The sequence below is a fragment of the Pantoea agglomerans NBRC 102470 genome, assembly GCF_001598475.1.
Taxonomy (GTDB): Bacteria; Pseudomonadota; Gammaproteobacteria; order Enterobacterales; family Enterobacteriaceae; genus Pantoea; species Pantoea agglomerans.
Genome location: NZ_BCZA01000002.1, coordinates 425,388 through 442,106, shown reverse-complemented (window position 1 = coordinate 442,106; position 16,719 = coordinate 425,388). Strand labels below are relative to the sequence as shown.

Sequence of the window (16,719 nt, the reverse complement as noted above, 5' to 3'; positions counted from 1 at the left end):
AACCCGCTGATATTAGCGGGTTTTTTTATGAGAGCAGGTGAGTTATTCGACCGCTTAACTATCCTTTTACAACCCAGGTACAACAGGTTAATGGCATCATTTAAATTTCGGTCACTGCCAGTAACGTGATTCTTCGGGCCACGTAGTCAAGTACTGCTTCCCGCTGCGATTCAGGCATATGACTTTCATTATAAGTATCGATAATAAGCTGATGATGACTCACCACCTCGGAAAGCCATTTTCGTGCCAGTGTCGGATTAATATCCATACCCTGGGCAAGCAGGATAAAGTCTGCACCCAGATATTCTCCGTACTCTGAATTGATCCCCGGTGCGTTTCCTGCATCATTTTCTTCACGTTCCAGCAGGGGCAAAGCTAAATACTCTCCAAACGCTGCAGGGTAGGGCACAACGCTGATAAAGTCATAAACCGGGGCCAGCCAGGGTGAACCCTGCGGAGGCAGGATAATCCCGATATTGCGCAGATGAAAATCATTGTTTCCCAGTACATAGGCATACACGATGCGCAAAAAGAGGTCACGTTTACTCTTTAAACTGCTGTTCACTCTGGTATTCAGGAATTTAGCGGCTTTCTCATAACTGATGGCTTTATGATTATCAATCCTGCCATATTTATCGCCGAGACCCATCGCGCCATCCAGCTGTTCCTGATGTAATCTCGCGTTATCTGACGCTGTCCGGTCATACCTTTTAATGACAAACGCCAGTTCTTCTGGCCGATTTTCATCGTGTCTGAATGGCATCAGTCCGAACGGGGGTACGTCAAATTTCAGACGCTGCATAACACACATAGTGGCATGCTCGTTTTCTGCCAGGTGTGGGTATTCTTCCGGAGAGGGTTTCAGGATATAGGTGCCATCATTGCTGACGACCACCAGTTCTCCCTTTGCCAGGCGAAGCGACAGTTTGGGTTGATAGCCTGAAATGCTCATGCCTTTCTGACGTTCAGGGAGTTCCTGAATAAACTGACTGCGCGTAAACGGCAGGCTAAGAGCCACATTCAGACTACCCAGCAGATGCCGGATGCCTTTTGTTGAGTAGCCGGTTTTTAGCTCAGATTCTTTAAGCCGTTTTAATGTGATCAGGCAGCGTTCTGAATTCATGATGTTATCTCTTTAAAGACGACAGCCCCAAGCAAATCGTTACCATTTTCCATCAGTAAGCCGAACAGATCTTTATCATCAATTTTTTGAATTTCAGAATAGCGTTTTCGCAACCAGCCTTCCGGCGCTAAACCTTTAAAGAAGGGATGTAGCTCTTCACTTAAATAGGGCTCAGGTCTTACCGGCATGCTGAGAGATATCGCACAGCCGACATAAGTGGGCAGGTAGCAGAAAGTATAACCGTTTTGCCCTTCACTCAGCGTTCCTGCCAGCGTGTTGTAAAGCCACACCTCTATTTTTCGAGCCATACTTTTATACCCAGTTCTTTAAGTAAGGCGTGAAGATTTATTGCCTTTGCAGAAGATGGTTTAGCAATCAGTCGTTTAAATGTTGAGAGTGATACACCAATCTGAATCGCCATCTCTTCATAGGTGATGTTTTGTCGTTTGAGTTCATTGGCCAGTAATTGTGGCAGTGTCGGAAACGTCAGATCACTCAGCTCCGATCGGGTGTCCGGTTTGTCCGCATTTATTGCTTCTGTTGTGGCTTCTCTACTCAAAGCTAACCCCGCCAATACCTTTTGCCGATCTGACTCAGAAAGGCTCAGCAGCGAAGAGTTAATCTCATCAAGGTTCATTTTTGACCTTTTCTGCAGTTTCAGTACGTTTTTGAAACGATATGGTCCGACTATAGTACTAAAAGGGTCATTTTTGAACCTATTAACGGCAGCATCTTCTCAGCTTACAGCCAGAGTGTGAAATATGCGAATGAAAGGTCATTTATGACACTTTAAGCCACTGTTAATGCATTTGTTAAAGAGAGTATGAGATGTAGGGGTCAGAAATGAACCTTTAAGTGAGGGCGGAACCGAATGTCTAAGTATCTGGCAATAACGAAAAGAACGGGGAATTTGAAGAGGAAACAGACTGAGTAAGACGCAAAAATTTTATCAGAAGTATGAAAAGCAAAAAGCCCGCTTAGTTTCCTAAGCAGGCTTTTCTAATTTGGCTCCTCTGACTGGACTCGAACCAGTGACATACGGATTAACAGTCCGCCGTTCTACCGACTGAACTACAGAGGAATCGTTTGAACGGGGCGCATAGTAACGGCCACGCCGGGCCATGTCAAAGCTCTTTTTCATAAATTAGCGCGACTGCTGAAATAGTCGCCACTATGGCGTTTTAAGCACTGAAAGAGCTGCCTGTGCGGCTGACTCATCCGGCAAAACGGCACGTGTAAAACTGAGGTGTTTATGAGGTGTTATGGCGCTGTATAGCCCTTGTCAGGCGGCCAGGCGCGTGATTTAACCGGATAGTTTTTTATGGGCGTCACAAAGTGTGGATTCTGGCTTTGTCAGCAATAAAAACGAAACGTAGATTCCATTTCAACCCTGAACTGAATCTCTGGAGTTGAAATGAACAAAGTCAGAATCGGCATGATTGGCAGCGGCTATATCGGACGCTGCCACGCGATTGCATATGCGCAGGCTCCCACCGTATTTGCGCTGAAAGGCGAAATCGTGCGGGAGATGCTGGCTGAAGTGAACCCCGAGCTGGCCGCCCGTCAGGCGGCGACCTTTGGTTTCGCGCGCTCGACGGGTGACTGGCGCGCGCTGGTCAGCGACCCGGCGATTGATGTCGTGGATATCTGCGCCCCCAACTTCCTGCATAAAGAGATGGCGCTGGAGGCGATACGCCATGGCAAACACGTCTATTCAGAAAAGCCGCTGTCGTTAAGCGTGGCGGATGCGCAGGAGATGGTGGCGGCAGCCGATGCGGCACGGGTTAAAACGCTGGTGGGCTTCAACTATATGAAAAACCCTACCAGCCAGCTGGCGAAAGAGATCATTGCCAATGGTGAGATAGGCGACATAGTGCATTTCTACGGCACCCATAACGAGGATTATCTCGCCAGACCGGAAACGCCGCTCGACTGGCACTGTCAGAAAGCGCTGGCAGGCCTCGGTGCGCTGGGCGATCTGGCGGCGCATATCGTTAATATGGCGCACTACCTGGTTGGTGACATTGCTGAGGTCAGCGGCGACATGATGACGGTGATCGCCTCCCGGCCCGACCCGAAAGAGCCTGCGCGGCAGTTACCGGTCGAAAACGAAGATCAGGCCAGCGCGCTGCTTCGCTTCCATAACGGTGCGCATGGCGTGATTGAAACCTCACGCATCGCCTGTGGCGCAAAGATGGGACTGACTTACGTTGTCACCGGCACCAAAGGCACACTACGCTACACCCAGGAGCGCATGGCGGAGCTGGAGCTTTATCTGCATGACGAACCGGCCGGGCGTCAGGGATTTAAAACTATTCTGACCGGACCAGCGCACCCTGACTACGCAAATTTCTGTGTTTCTGCCGGGCACGGCATCGGCTTTAACGATCAGAAAACGGTGGAGATTCGCGACCTGATCAACGGCATCGCAGCGGGCGATCGCATGTGGCCCGATTTTGCAGAGGGATTGCAGGTTCAGAAGGTGCTGGAAGCGATTGCTCACTCAGCAGTGCAACGCCGCTGGATTGAGGTATAGGGCAGAATCAGAGGGATAGAGGGTATTGCCGATGTGTTGATTAACCCAGGCGGGCAGGGCGGGAAACGTTGGCTTCCCGCCCACAGCCGATCAGATCAGACCGCTTTTTTCCCACCACAATTTATCCAGCGCATAAAAGCGATCGCGCTGACTCTCGGGCTGGCTGAGATCGCGTTTCCACGGTTTTGCCAGAATATAGTGCAGGTTCTTCACCTCTTCATCGTGCCAGAGACCGCTGTGCTGAAACGGCAGCGTTTTCAAGGCATTGTAGATGTAAGAGAGCGGCTTCCAGCGATCGGCAAACACTTCGTTCAGCAGATCCTGCTCGGAGAAGGGATAGTTACTGAGATCATCAATGGCGGCAATACGCTTTTCCAGTGCGTCGAACATCGCATTATCGGGCTTCAGCACCAGAAAACCGCCGTTCAGGTAAAGATCCACACTCTCTGGCGCCTTTTCACCGCGCGCCTGCCAGGTATAGTGGCACTGCTCAGGCTGCCACTCTGCCGGATAAGAGGCAATCTGGTTGGGATTACAGCGGCAGGCGTGACAGGCGGCGAGCGGGTTATCGCCCAGATCCAGGGTAAACAGCTCATCCATGTTTTGAAGGACCAGCATATCGGCATCCAGAAACACGACGCGCTCATAATCGGTGAGCTGCCAGGCGCGCAGCTTGGTCCAGACTTCGCCGAACTGCGCCGATGCGTAGTGCTGATCCAGATCGTCGCGCGGATAGAGGGGGTCGACCGGTTTAATGACACAGCCCTCATCCTGCAAAATCTGACAGTCAGACGCTGAAATCGCCGGCGTGGTCATCACCACCAGCGGCCACTGGCTGTGGCTCTGTTGCAGCGAACGGTGCAGCGCTTTCACGCCCACCAGATAATCGGGTTGAGTTAACAGCGTTACCCAGGCAAACATAGCTTTCCTCAATCAGTCAAAAAGTGGCGTGATGTAGTCGTTACCCAGTCGGCCATTTGGGTCGAGCTGGCTGCGCAGGGCGCGGAAGGTGTCCCACTGCGGATAGATCTCACGCCAGTTGTAGCGTTCTTCATCGTAATATTTGCCCCAGTGCGGGCGTCCGCCCTCTTCGGCCAGCAGTTTTTCCACTTCAGTCAGGAAGTGCAGGCCTTCCTGTGACAGCGAACCATCGTCGGCGTAATAGACCACGAAGCCGAAAAAGCAGGTTGGCTGGTCAGCGGCCGGACTGAGCCAGGCCGATGATGCACCGGTGCAGCGCAGGATAATCGGGTAGTGCATATGCGGACGGTTCTCGGCATACCACTGCTTGATGCGGCGAATGATGGCCGGGGTTTTTGCCAGCGGCACGCCGATTTCCACATTGATCTGCGGCACCGCAATGCCGCGGCAGAAGAGCTGGTAAATGTCACCGGTAACATCGGTGAAATCACGAAAACGGGTGACGGTGCGAAACTGTTTTCCCCCTTTGCCCTCAATCTGCGTATCGCGGTGCATATGTGCCAGCGTCTGGTCGATGGTGTCGTTGAGGCTTTCGTCAACGTCGCCCTCATGTTCCACCACCTGACGACCCTGCGCTTCGTAGCGCTGACGCTCTTCATCACTCGCCTCATGGGCGTTCCAGACGTGCATCAGGTTGTCATCGACAAACCACCAGGCTTTGCTCAGCGGATAGTCGTTGTTCCAGCGCAGCAGATCCTCTTCAAGGGTATCGGCAGAGACGGCATATTTGTGGCAGGTGAAGATGCTAAACGGCTGGGTACGCAGGGTTACCGCGGTAACAATGCCTAGTGCGCCCAGTGAGACCTGCGCTGCCGGGAAGTCAGCGTCGCCACGAACAAATTCGCGCACGCTGCCATCGGCCAGCACCATTCTGATTGCCAGCGCTTCGTCGGCAATCGAACTCTGCTGCAATCCCTGGCCGTGCGTTCCGGTCGCCATCGCGCCCGCCAGTGTCTGAATCGCAATCACGCCTGGCGATGAAGCCAGCATGCGGTTCATTTCGGTCAGGCTGCGATAGACCTGCTCAAGCGGGGTCGCGCCACCAAAGGTCACGCTCTGTTCATCACTGGCAAGCTGGCCGCTCAGGGCGCTGAGATCGAGCAGCACATCGTCATCACTGACATGCAGCATACGACCAGGCGACAGCTTGCTGCCGATCACCCGAATCTGGCCGTGTGACTCCCGGATAAGTCTCTGTAATTCCGCTTCACTGGCGGGACGCTGAACCTGGTGACGGCTGCCGATTTGCGCGTTCTGCGCCCAGTTCCACAGCGCATCATCATCGGGTTCAACATGGGTCTGACGAAGCGGATAGAGGCGTGCATCTCTGCTCACAACAGCATTCCTTATTATTGCATTTTAGTGACAAGTATCAGTAAGCGTAGACTATGGCTAAGCGCAGCCCGGCCTGCGGGCAATTATTTGCGGATATAGCGTAACGTTGCGGTTACAGCCAGCTGACGATTGCGGCGGATACTCTCTGCTTCGCTGTTGTCCGGGCTGAAAAGGGCGTTGAAGGTGTAGCGGTTTGAGACGTGATGAACGCAGATACTGCTGATCAGGCGATGGACATCGATGGTCTGCACATCGGCAGTGAACACGCCCTGTTGCTGACCGCGTGCCAGAATGTCATCCAGCAGATCCAGCGCGCTGCGATTAAGGGCTTTAATCTGCGGCGACTGGGTGATGTAGCGCCCGCGCAACAGGTTCTCACTGCAGACCAGCCGGATAAAATCGGGATGCTCGACATGGTAATCAAAACTGGCTTCCACCAGGCGGGTCATGGCCAGTTCCGGCTCCATCGCCGCCAGGTTCAGGCCGGTTTCGTGCTGACGTATCTGCTGATAAACCTGCTCCAGCACGTGGATATAAAGCTGCTCTTTACTGCCAAAGTGATAGACCACCATGCGTTTAGTGGTTTGCGCATGCTCAGCAATCTGCTCCAGCCTGGCACCCTGCATACCAAACTCCGCGAAGGTTTTCAGTGCGCCTGCGATAATGCGTTTTTTCAGCCCTTCAGGGTCATTTTTACGTTTTGTTAGCTCTGACATGGTGCTCAATAAGGTGATTTTGACCGGGGAATGTTAGCACAGTGTTGAGAGGCTGCCCGCAATCGCGGGCGTGGCAGGTGCGGCAACCTGGTACAGCCCGGATGATTACAGGTATAATCCCGGACATTATTTCACAGGTTCAGAGACGACAATGACAAAACTCACCTTGCAAGAGCAGATGCTGAAAGCGGGATTAGTATCCAGCAAAAAAATGGACAAGGTTCAGCGGACAGCGAAGAAATCCAGGGTTCAGGCACGCGAAGCCAGAGCGGCGGTGGAAGATAACAAAAAAGCGCAGCTTGAGCGGGATAAGCAGCTGAACGAGCAGCAGAAGCTGGCTGTGCTGTCTAAAGAGTACAAAGCGCAGGTCAAACAGCTGATCGAAATGAACAAAATTGACGTGGCAAGAGGCAACATCAGCTTCAATTTCACCGACAATAACCTGATCAAAAAGATTATGGTGGATAAACTGACGCAGACTCAGCTGATCAATGGGCGTCTCGCCATTGCCCGCCTGGCGGCTGACAATAATGGCGAGAGCCAGTACGCTATCATCCCGGCCAGCGTAGCGGATAAAATTGCGCAGCGTGATGCCAGTGCCATCGTATTAAACAGTGCATTAAGCGAAGAAGCACAGGACGAAGATGATCCTTATGCTGATTTCAAAGTGCCCGATGATTTGATGTGGTAACAGCGCGCTGACGCATTCAGAACGGGCTGTCGGCAGAGAGTTGCAGCGTGCTGCCGCTGACAGGATGAACAAACGTCAATCCGCTGGCGTGCAGCATCAGTCTCTCTGCCTGATCCGCGCCAGGCAGCAAAAGCCCGCCGTAGAGATCACAGCCCAGAATCGGGTGCCCCAGCTGCTGACAGTGAATGCGCAGCTGATGGGTGCGCCCGGTTTCCGGCATCAGTTCAACCCGCGTGACCGGCAATCCCTTTCCCTTTTTTTCCTGAAAATAACTTTCCTGATAATAACCGCGTTCCATGACCCGGTAGCGTGAGCGCGCAGGTTTCCCCTGGATCGGGCAAATCACCATCCGGGGAAACTGCGCCGGATCTTTCGCTATCGCGGCATCAATGACGCCTTCGTCATCGGCAAGGTGCCCGCACAGCAGCGCCTGATAAGTTTTACGCACGCTGCGCTGGCTGAATTGCTGGCAGAGTGCCGCGTTAATCGTTTTGCTGCGTGCGACGACCATCAGCCCGGAGGTGCCAAAATCGAGCCGATGAACCAGCGTGCAGCCAGGAAAAAGCTTCACCAGCCGATGATGCACCGAATCGAGGTTTTGCGGATTTTTGCCTGACAGGCTCAGCAAACCGCTGGGTTTATTGATCACCAGCAGATGGTCGTCCTGAAAGAGGAGGGTTATCTCATCAAAGCAGGGCGGGGCGATAAACGTATCGATAATGGCAGACATCGGGTAACCGGCAGGTAAGTGGCAACGGATCATAACCGATTGGCCAGTCACTGACGATGCCGCGCGCAGCCATTATTCTTCGCTGATCGTTTCCCCGCTTTGCGTGAAGAGTGACTGGTCAGACGCATGAGTTTCAAATTTGCCATGGGCAGCAAAAACGGAGCAGACCGTTGCAGCCAGCAGCGTAAGGAGAATGGAAAGTTTCATGGTGACATCCCATCGTGAATTTAAAAGCAAGTCTGACAGGAAGGGCGGCAGAGACAAACAGAACAATCCGGAAAAAAATATTAAGAACATTTGTTCAGCAAGTTGCGCGATTTTTAGTGATAAATTCGGGCAGTTCTCTCTTTTACGACTACAGTCTCTGGTGAGGTTGTCATCAATTCGTATCTAATGGAGGATTTTCTGTGTTATTTCAAAACGACGAGAAAGGCCACGTCATTATTGGCGAAGCGGCACTAAGCCTTGCCCTGGGTGAAAAAGAAATCAGTATCGCAACACTCTTTACCCAACTGGGTTATATGGCGAAATCTGAAAGCAACGCGGATCGGCTGACGAAAATCGCCGAAGCCAGAAGCTGGCTGAGTAGTTTTGAGTCACCGGCGATTGCTCAACAGCAGGTGCCGTACCTGCAGACGCTTGCAAGCCTGAACGAAGAGCTGAACTAGCAGTAACGGAACTGATGCCAATGGACGTAGTCCGGCTCCGGCCGGAAAACGACGAAGCGGACGACCTCATCGGTTGCGCGAAAGCGTAGACCGGCCGGAGAAGCTGTCAGGGACGACAACTCTCTCTCTATCGCTTTCTGTACAGACCGATCGCGATTCTTATCTACCCTCATTTCAAAGCCAGCCGGGATATAAACCGGAATCATCAGGCACGAGCCAGCTTGTTTCAGCTGTCGTGGCCGAAATATGACCTTCCCTCAGTTTCCGGATGCTCGCCTGACCCTGTCATTCGCGCGTTAACCGCTACGGCTTATTATCTTATGATTAATCAGATCACTTATTTGTCTGAAGAGGGCTGTTATTTCAGCCAGCCTCAATCAATTAAGGCTGGCTCTATTTACGGTCAGACAGAATTAACGCTTCGCTAACCGTTAAAAGCTTTCCCAGCTGGACTCTGCGGATGCATTAACGGGCACTGCGGGCACTAAACGCGGCGACAGGGCAGGTGCGCCCCGGCTGACGCTGCTTTGTCCGGGAGAGAGACGGAATACGGCCACTGTTTTTTCCAGTTCATCAGCCTGAGATTCAAGTGAGCTGGCTGCGGCGGAGGACTCTTCAACCAGCGCGGCGTTCTGTTGCGTCGTGGTATCCATCTCGGCCATTGCCGTGGCGATCTGAGAAATGCCGCGGTTTTGCTCGTCAGATGCGGCAGCAATTTCACCCATAATATCTTTAACCTGACTGACAGAGCGGACGATGTCATCCATGGTGGTACCGGCGCGTTCCACAAATTCAGAACCATCATGAACCCGATCAAGTGACTCGCGTATCAGCGTTTCAATCTCTTTGGCGGCCAGTGAACTGCGCTGGGCCAGATTTCTGACTTCACCGGCAACCACCGCAAATCCGCGACCCTGCTCTCCGGCTCGTGCCGCTTCGACGGCGGCGTTAAGGGCCAGAATATTGGTCTGGAAAGAGATGCTGTTGATGACGTGAATGATCTCGCCGATTTTGCCCGAACTCTGGCTGATGTTGTTCATGGTTTCGATAACGTCACGGATAATCTCGCCACCACGTCCGGCATTCACTGACGCGTCTGTCGCCAGCTGACTCGCATGGTGAGCGTTCTCCGCATTCTGTTTCACCGTTGAAGAGAGCTCTTCCATGCTGGCCGCGGTCTGAACCACTGCGGCAGACTGCTGTTCTGTGCGGGATGAAAGATCGGTATTACCTGCCGCGATTTCCGCCGAGGCACGCGCCACGCTGCTGACGCCATCACGCACGTTGGTGATGATGTTCTGCAGGCTGATGTTCATTGCATCTACCGCCTGCATCAGCTGACCTAACTCATCACCACGTGTGGTTTTCAGTGAGGTTGTTAAATCACCGCTGGCAATACGTTGCGCTGCGTTCAGCGTCTCTTTCAATGGCAGCGTAATGTTGCGGGTGATCCGCCAGGCAATCAGCAGACTCAGCACCACACAAATCAGCGCGGCAAAAGCAATGCGCCACTCCGCCTGTTTGATAAATTCAGAGGATAGCTGGGACTGATAGGCAAAGGTATCGGAGACCGCCGCATTGAGCCGCTCTGCGGTGGTGGTCAGGCCCGCCGATTCGCTCTTTTCTTTCTCTGTCGCATCGACATAGCGCGTTAAAGCCTGGCGTTGCTGCGTCAGAGTGCTGAGCACATTTCGCGTTACGTCATTAATATTCGGCTGGGCGAAAATATCCAGTTGCTCGCTCAGGGTGTTGATAGCGGTGTATTCTTCAAGAATCGCCTCTCTGCTGGCCTCAGACGGCTTATCGAGAAACGCTTTTTCAACATTGGCCGCATCAAACAGCGCTGCGGCCAGGTGCATGACCGGCAGCGCCGCGTCGGGTGTCAGAGCCATATCGAGTGATTCAAACTGATGCGCAAGCGCAATCAGGGCACCCGGTTTAATGGCATCAAAGGCGCTGCTTGTCGCCTGCGCAGCCGTCACGAATGTCTGGCGCTGATTCTGATAATCGTTAAGTAACTGCCCCATCAGCGCGACTTTCTGCTGGCCCATCTCATCCCATTTGAATCCATCCAGCCGTTTATAAAGGGCATCTAACTCCTTCAGGGCCTGAACGTTCTGCGTGGCAAATTTGGGATCTTTGGTGTACTGGTAGAGGGTGCGGTTAAGGCGTGCCTTGCTTAACGTGTTTACCATCTCCACGGTAATCGTGCGCCGGGCGGAGTTGTCTTTAATACTGCGAAAACAATCGAAAGCGATAAAAGTAATGGCGAGGGAGGCAGCAATGACGACGATAAAACCGACGCCCAGTTTTTTCCCAATTTTAATATCGGAGATGCGTTGAGCAAGGCCCATAAGGTTCACCTTTAGTGAGATATCAGAAGCAGAGAAGAGGCTGTTAAATAATTCAAAGATAATCTTCTTATCGTCAGCGCCAGACGAAGCTTTAATATTATTTATGCTTACTCAATGATCTGATTAATGAGGCTTTCATTATTCTCAAGGGAAACTATCTGCCTGCTAATCTTTGATTTACTTCGTGTAATGTATTGATAATTTTGATTAAAATTATGATTCCCGTGCCTGCTGCAGTCTTTACATTACCTGAATAAATAGTTATTGATTTTGATCAAATAAGTCCCGGATAAAAGAATCGGTCAGGCGCAAAGAGATGATTTTTCAATAAATACTTATCAATGAAATTATATTTTTATTAATCATCAGAGCCTGGCTGTGCCAATTAATTAACCGCAGTATGACGTTTTCTCGCCTCGCCAATCCTTACCAAACTGCTCATCTCTTCGGTCACAGGATGCCCGCGCCTGTTCAACAGGCTGGCAAGGCGCGCCATTGCCATATTCCAGCAAAATATTCCCGGTTTTAGCATTTGTGATCGCCGCCGGTCTTCACTGAGAATGACAACAGAACGTTACGAGAATGATAAAAGCTCTGGAGCCCGCCGCTTATCTGGCTTTCTTTCAGCGCTGACAACAGGTCACGATCGCTTTTCCCTCTGGGGGAACATTTTAAATATCAGGAGAAAGGTTCCGGTGAAATTGATAAAAAGAATGACCCTTTTCACACTCGTGCTCAACGCATCCGTCAGCTTTGCGGCAGAACCCTCAGTGCCTGCTGACAGCAGCATACATGTTAAAGCCGATCCGGCGCTGAAAACGCTGATTCCTGCGGATATCCTCAAGCGTGGCTACATTGTGGCAGGAACAAACCCGAATACGCCGCCAACTACCTTTTATAAAGAAGATAATAAGACGCTGGCCGGTCGCGAAATCGACATCATGAATGCGGTGGGTGAACGTCTGGGTATCGCGGTAGAGTGGCGCGACACGGGCGGCTTCGACAACATCATTCCCGGTCTGAAAACCGGACGTTACGATGTGGCGCTGTCGAACATAAATGCCACACCGACCCGCCTGAAACAGATCGACTTTGTCGGCTACTACAACGCCAGCCTGCTGGGAATTATTTCCCGAAAAGACGCCAGTATCGCCCCGTTTAAATCACTCAGTGACGTCTGCGGCAAAGAGGTCGGCGCCGGTTCCGGTACCACCCAGGTTACGCGGCTGGAAGAAGCCAGTAAAGCCTGTGAGGCCGCAGGTAAGCAGCCCATCAAGGTAGCGATATTCCCGGATCGTCCGGCTGGCGTGCAGGCGGTGGTCAGCGGTCGCGTACCGCTGTTCCTGGGTCCCTATGAGGGGCTGCTGTGGCAGGTTAAGGTAATCAAACCGCTGACCATGAGCGGCGAAATCACCGTTAACGATGCACCGGTCTCTGTCGCTTTCCCAAAAGCCTCTCCACTTGAACCTGCCGTGCAGGCCGCGCTGAACTCATTAATCAAAGATGGCAGCTACCGGAAAATCCTTGATAACTGGGGAATCGGATTTGGTGCTGTGACCGAAGCCCGACGCAACGAAGAGATTTTTAAATGAGTGAGATTCAGAACCACACTGACGATCTGAAAATCGTCAGTAAACGCTACTACGGACGCTGGCTGAGTGCGCTGGTGGTGCTGTTGTGCGTGGTGGCGATGGCACATTCGATGATTAACAATCCGCGCTTTGAGTGGGGGATCATCGCAGAAAACTTCACTGCGCCCTCCATTCTGCAGGGGGTGTTAATGACGTTGCAGCTCACCGCCATTTCAGTGGTGCTAGGCTTTGCCTTCGGCACGGTGCTGGCGCTGATGCGTCTCTCATCAAACCCGGTTCTGGTTGCGGTGAGCTGGGCATACACCTGGTTTTTCCGTGGTGTACCGATGCTGGTGCAGCTGTTTCTCTGGTACAACATCGCGGCGCTCTATCCCAGAATAGCGCTGTCGATTCCCGGTTTAGGTGAGATCTGGAGTGCACAGTCCAACGCGCTGGTCAGCCCGTTTAGTGCGGCAGTGATCGCGCTGGTCATGCATCAGTCCGCCTATGCCGCAGAAATTGTGCGCGCGGGTATCCAGAGCGTGGGTAATGGGCAGATTGAAGCGGCACGCGCGCTTGGATATCGCCCGGCTCAGATTTTCCGTCATACCGTTTTACCGCAGGCGATGCGCGCCATTATGCCGCCAGCGGGTAACGAGATCATTGGCCAGTTGAAAACCACGGCAGTGGTGTCAGTGATTTCTCTGCAGGATGTGCTGTTTTCGGCGCAGATTATCTATCAGCGCACCTATGAAGTGATCCCGCTGCTGCTGGTCGCCACCCTGTGGTATCTGCTGATGACCTCAGTGCTGTCAGTGGGCCAGTATTACGTGGAGCGTTATTTTGGCCGCGGTGTCACGCGACGTGAAAAGCGCAGCCTCTGGCCGTCGTTGCCGCGCTTTTCGCTGCCGAAAACTCAAAGGAGTGTGAGCAATGGCTGAAGCAATTGCACTGCGCAGGGTCACCAAGCGCTTCTCTGGCGTAACCATCCTCGACGACGTTAACCTGGATATACCTGCCGGGTCGGTCACGGTGATTCTGGGGCCATCCGGCTCCGGTAAATCCACGCTGCTGCGCTGCATTAATCACCTTGAGAAGCTGGATGGTGGCACCATCCGTATCGGCGGCCAGATGGTGGGATACCGACAAAAAGGCCAGGCGCTGCACGAACTCAACAGCAGTGCCATTGCACGCCAGCGGGCGGAAATCGGCATGGTGTTTCAGCAATTCAACCTGTTCCCGCACCGTACCGTGTTGCAGAACATCACGGATGCGCCGATGCGGGTGAAAAAGCAGAGCCGCCATCAGGCGACCAGCAAAGCACTGGCGCTGCTGAAACAGGTGGGGCTGTCTGGTCGCGAAGATGAGTGGCCGCAAAACCTTTCCGGTGGTCAGCAGCAGCGCGTTGCGATTGCCCGCGCACTGGCGATGGATCCTGGCGTTATGCTGTTTGATGAACCGACCTCGGCGCTTGACCCGGAACTGGTGGGTGAAGTGCTGCAGGTCATTAAACAGCTGGCGCATTCCGGTATCACCATGGTGGTTGTCACCCATGAAATCGGATTTGCCCGCGAGGTCGCCGATAACATCGTCTTTATGGAGAGCGGCAAAATTGTAGCGGCTGGCCCGACGCAGCAGGTACTCAACGATCCGGACAACGGACGCGTCAGAAACTTTATCGCAACGGTGCTCTGAGCACCGTTTCTTTTGTGATAACCAGGAAGCAGGATGACGCAAAAACCGGTAATGCACAGCGCCCACTGGGGCGCTTTTCACGCTGAGCGCAGCGGCGATCAACTGCTTATTGAGCCGTTCGGGGGCGATCCCGACCCCAGTCCGCTGTTGCAAAACTTGCGTCATGCACTTAATCACCCGGCACGCGTCGCACGGCCGATGATACGGCGTGGCTGGCTGGAAAACGGGCCTGGCCCGGATCGGCGTCGTGGGGCAGATGAATATGTCGCGGTTAGCTGGGAGGAAGCCAGTCATCGGGTTGCACTGGAGCTTAAGCGGGTCGGTGAGGCTTACGGCCCGGCGGGGATTTTTGGCGGATCTTACGGATGGTCAAGCGCAGGCCGTTTCCATCACGCCCAAAGTCAGGTGCACCGTTTCCTGAACACCACGCTGGGCGGCTATGTTCGCTCAGTTAACAGCTACAGCTCCGGCGCGGCATCGGTTTTGCTGCCGCATATTGTGGGCGACATGAATGAAGTCGCCCGGCGTGGCGTGAGCTGGGAAGAGATTGCCGGTCACAGCGAGGTGGTGCTGGCGTTTGGCGGGCTGGCGCTGAAAAATGCCCAGGTGGCCAGCGGCGGCCTGAGTGAGCATACCGAGCGCGGTTTTATGCAGCGTGCAGCACAGCGCGGCACCCGTTTTATCTCGGTAAGCCCACTGAAAAGCGATTTGCCAGAGGAAGCACAGGGTGAGTGGCTGGCGCTGCGACCCGGAACGGATGCGGCGTTTATACTCGGCCTGCTGGCGGTATTAATCACCGAAGGGTTAACCGATGAGGCATTTCTGGCGCGCTACTGTGTCGGCTGGCCTCAGATGGTGGCCTACATCCGGGGTGAAGAGGATGGCGTGGTGCGTGACGCGCCCTGGGCGTCCGCGATCTGTGGCGTCAGCAGCGACCTGATCAGGCAGTTCGCCCGACAGCTGCACGGCAAGCGCGTACTGGTGACGGTCGCCCATGCCTTACAACGCGCCGAGCATGGCGAACAACCGGTGTGGCTTGGCCTTGTGCTGGCGGCGGCACTCGGACAGCCCGGGCTGCCCGGCGGCGGCTATACCTATGCACTGGGTGCGCTGGGCCATTATGGCAAACATAACAATCTGGTCAGCTTTCCGTCCCTGCCGCAGGGCAAAAATGGCATCGACCGCTTTATTCCGGTAGCCCGTATTGCCGATATGCTGCTCAATCCTGGCACCAGGTTTGACTACAATGGCCGTCAGCTTACTTATCCTCATATCCGGCTGGCTTACTGGGCGGGTGGCAATCCGTTTCACCACCATCAGGATCTGGCCCGGCTGCGTCAGGCGTTTTGCCAGCTGGATACGTTCATCGTGCATGAGAGCGTCTGGACCGCCAGTGCGCGTCATGCTGATATCGTCCTGCCCGCCACCATGACCCTGGAGCGAGAGGATATCGGCGGTGCGCCGACCGATCGCCATTTAATCGCCATGCAACCAGTGGCACAGCCTTACGCCGAAGCCAGGGACGATTACATGATTTTCCGTGAGCTGGCCAGGCAACTTGGCCGGGAAGAAGCGTTTAGCGAAGGGCGCGATGCGCGAGGCTGGTTGCAGCATCTTTACCATCAGCTACAGGAAAAACTGGCGGCGCATCAGGTGCAGACACCGGATTTCAATCAGTTCTGGCAGCAGGGCATTCTGGCGTTGCCGCAGGTGAAGGATGGTGGACGGATGATCAATGCGTTTCGCGCTGACCCTGACGCCGCACCGCTGCCCACAGCAGGCGGCAAAATTGAGATCTTCTCCGCCACTATCGCCAGCTTTGGTTATGACAACTGTCCCGGCCATCCGGTATGGCGTGAACCGCAGCAAAAACCCAGCGCCGACTACCCATTCTGGCTGATTGCCAATCAGCCCGCGACGCGTCTGCACAGTCAGCTCGATTTTGGTGATTTCAGTCAGAGTGGCAAGCGTGGCGGGCGTGAAGTCTGCAGCCTCAACAGCGAGGATGCGGCAGCCCGGGCTATCGCGGATGGCGACATCATTGAGCTTTATAACGATCGGGGCCATGTGCTCGCCAGCGCACGTCTCACCGACACGGTTATGCCTGGCGTGGTACAGCTGCCAACCGGTGCCTGGTACGATCCGGTCGACGCCACTGCCGCCCGTCCGCTTTGTCGTCACGGTAATCCCAATGTGCTGACGCTGGATATCGGGACGTCATCTCTGGCGCAGGGATGTAGCGGGCAGATTACGGTGGTACAGGTGCGTAAATTTGCCGGGGAAGTCACGCCGGTGCAGGCCTTTATTCCCCCGTTATGA

Annotated in this window: 16 protein-coding genes and 1 tRNA gene; 7 read left to right on the top strand and 10 right to left on the bottom strand. The window is 53.8% G+C overall.

Annotation, left to right across the window (positions count from 1 at the left end; translation table 11 throughout):
• Positions 1-100 precede the first annotated feature (100 nt).
• From PAG01S_RS05645 to PAG01S_RS05630, 4 genes are all read right to left on the bottom strand, one after another.
• Positions 101-1,123 carry a type II toxin-antitoxin system HipA family toxin gene (locus PAG01S_RS05645; protein WP_062757971.1) on the bottom strand — a complete coding sequence of 341 codons (1,023 nt, stop codon included), beginning with the start codon at positions 1,121-1,123 and terminating at the stop codon, positions 101-103.
• Positions 1,120-1,431: a HipA N-terminal domain-containing protein gene (locus tag PAG01S_RS05640; protein ID WP_031591302.1), complete on the bottom strand. Its 312-nt coding sequence runs from the start codon at positions 1,429-1,431 to the stop codon at positions 1,120-1,122. The genes PAG01S_RS05645 and PAG01S_RS05640 overlap by 4 nt, the downstream gene beginning before the upstream one ends.
• Positions 1,416-1,760, bottom strand: a complete 345-nt coding sequence (locus PAG01S_RS05635; protein WP_062757969.1) for a helix-turn-helix domain-containing protein — start codon at positions 1,758-1,760, stop codon at positions 1,416-1,418. Before PAG01S_RS05635 ends, PAG01S_RS05640 begins: the two co-directional genes overlap by 16 nt.
• 368 nt (positions 1,761-2,128) lie before the next feature.
• A tRNA-Asn gene (locus PAG01S_RS05630) sits at positions 2,129-2,204 on the bottom strand.
• Positions 2,205-2,537: 333 nt separating this feature from the next.
• Between PAG01S_RS05630 and PAG01S_RS05625 the strand changes: the two genes are divergently transcribed.
• The gene (locus tag PAG01S_RS05625; RefSeq protein WP_062757968.1) at positions 2,538-3,659 is read left to right on the top strand and encodes a Gfo/Idh/MocA family protein; all 1,122 of its coding nucleotides are present in this window, start codon (positions 2,538-2,540) and stop codon (positions 3,657-3,659) included.
• A 90-nt stretch (positions 3,660-3,749) separates the two neighbouring features.
• Here the strand turns inward: PAG01S_RS05625 and PAG01S_RS05620 are convergent, their stop codons facing one another.
• The 3 genes from PAG01S_RS05620 to PAG01S_RS05610 all read right to left on the bottom strand — a co-directional run bounded on the left by PAG01S_RS05620 (position 3,750) and on the right by PAG01S_RS05610 (position 6,691).
• Positions 3,750-4,580, bottom strand: coding sequence for a glycosyltransferase family 8 protein (locus tag PAG01S_RS05620; protein ID WP_033778851.1), 831 nt, complete (start codon positions 4,578-4,580; stop codon positions 3,750-3,752).
• A 12-nt stretch (positions 4,581-4,592) separates the two neighbouring features.
• Entirely contained in the window at positions 4,593-5,975 is a 1,383-nt protein-coding gene (locus tag PAG01S_RS05615) for a D-arabinono-1,4-lactone oxidase (RefSeq protein ID WP_061703798.1), read from the bottom strand.
• 83 nt (positions 5,976-6,058) lie between these two features.
• Positions 6,059-6,691, bottom strand: a complete 633-nt coding sequence (locus PAG01S_RS05610) for a TetR/AcrR family transcriptional regulator (RefSeq protein WP_010247970.1) — start codon at positions 6,689-6,691, stop codon at positions 6,059-6,061.
• Positions 6,692-6,842: 151 nt separating this feature from the next.
• On the opposite strand from PAG01S_RS05610, the gene PAG01S_RS05605 reads away from it, so the two are divergent.
• A complete protein-coding gene (locus PAG01S_RS05605) occupies positions 6,843-7,382 on the top strand; it encodes a DUF2058 domain-containing protein (protein WP_010247968.1) in 540 nt (179 codons plus the stop codon).
• Positions 7,383-7,398: 16 nt separating this feature from the next.
• Here the strand turns inward: PAG01S_RS05605 and PAG01S_RS05600 are convergent, their stop codons facing one another.
• Complete coding sequence (locus tag PAG01S_RS05600) at positions 7,399-8,112, bottom strand: RluA family pseudouridine synthase (protein ID WP_062757966.1); 714 nt, start codon at positions 8,110-8,112, stop codon at positions 7,399-7,401.
• 72 nt (positions 8,113-8,184) lie between these two features.
• Positions 8,185-8,319: a hypothetical protein gene (locus tag PAG01S_RS22210; RefSeq protein ID WP_255265340.1), complete on the bottom strand. Its 135-nt coding sequence runs from the start codon at positions 8,317-8,319 to the stop codon at positions 8,185-8,187.
• A gap of 200 nt (positions 8,320-8,519) precedes the next feature.
• Here PAG01S_RS22210 and PAG01S_RS05595 point away from each other — a divergent pair, with 200 nt between their 5' ends.
• Entirely contained in the window at positions 8,520-8,780 is a 261-nt protein-coding gene (locus PAG01S_RS05595) for a hypothetical protein (RefSeq protein WP_010247965.1), read from the top strand.
• Between the two features lie 431 nt (positions 8,781-9,211).
• Here PAG01S_RS05595 and PAG01S_RS05585 read toward each other — a convergent pair whose 3' ends face one another.
• Entirely contained in the window at positions 9,212-11,134 is a 1,923-nt protein-coding gene (locus PAG01S_RS05585) for a methyl-accepting chemotaxis protein (RefSeq protein ID WP_062757962.1), read from the bottom strand.
• Positions 11,135-11,847: 713 nt separating this feature from the next.
• Here PAG01S_RS05585 and PAG01S_RS05580 point away from each other — a divergent pair.
• Genes PAG01S_RS05580 through PAG01S_RS05565 form a run of 4 tightly spaced genes read left to right on the top strand, consistent with a single transcriptional unit; the run spans position 11,848 to position 16,719 of the window.
• Positions 11,848-12,726: an ABC transporter substrate-binding protein gene (locus tag PAG01S_RS05580; RefSeq protein ID WP_010247954.1), complete on the top strand. Its 879-nt coding sequence runs from the start codon at positions 11,848-11,850 to the stop codon at positions 12,724-12,726.
• On the top strand, positions 12,723-13,646 hold the full coding sequence (locus PAG01S_RS05575; protein WP_010247951.1) for an amino acid ABC transporter permease: 924 nt from the start codon (positions 12,723-12,725) through the stop codon (positions 13,644-13,646). Before PAG01S_RS05580 ends, PAG01S_RS05575 begins: the two co-directional genes overlap by 4 nt.
• Positions 13,639-14,400, top strand: coding sequence for an amino acid ABC transporter ATP-binding protein (locus PAG01S_RS05570; protein WP_062757960.1), 762 nt, complete (start codon positions 13,639-13,641; stop codon positions 14,398-14,400). Before PAG01S_RS05575 ends, PAG01S_RS05570 begins: the two co-directional genes overlap by 8 nt.
• A gap of 33 nt (positions 14,401-14,433) precedes the next feature.
• Positions 14,434-16,719 (top strand): molybdopterin-dependent oxidoreductase, encoded by a 2,286-nt coding sequence (locus PAG01S_RS05565; RefSeq protein WP_062757958.1) that lies wholly within the window; start codon positions 14,434-14,436, stop codon positions 16,717-16,719.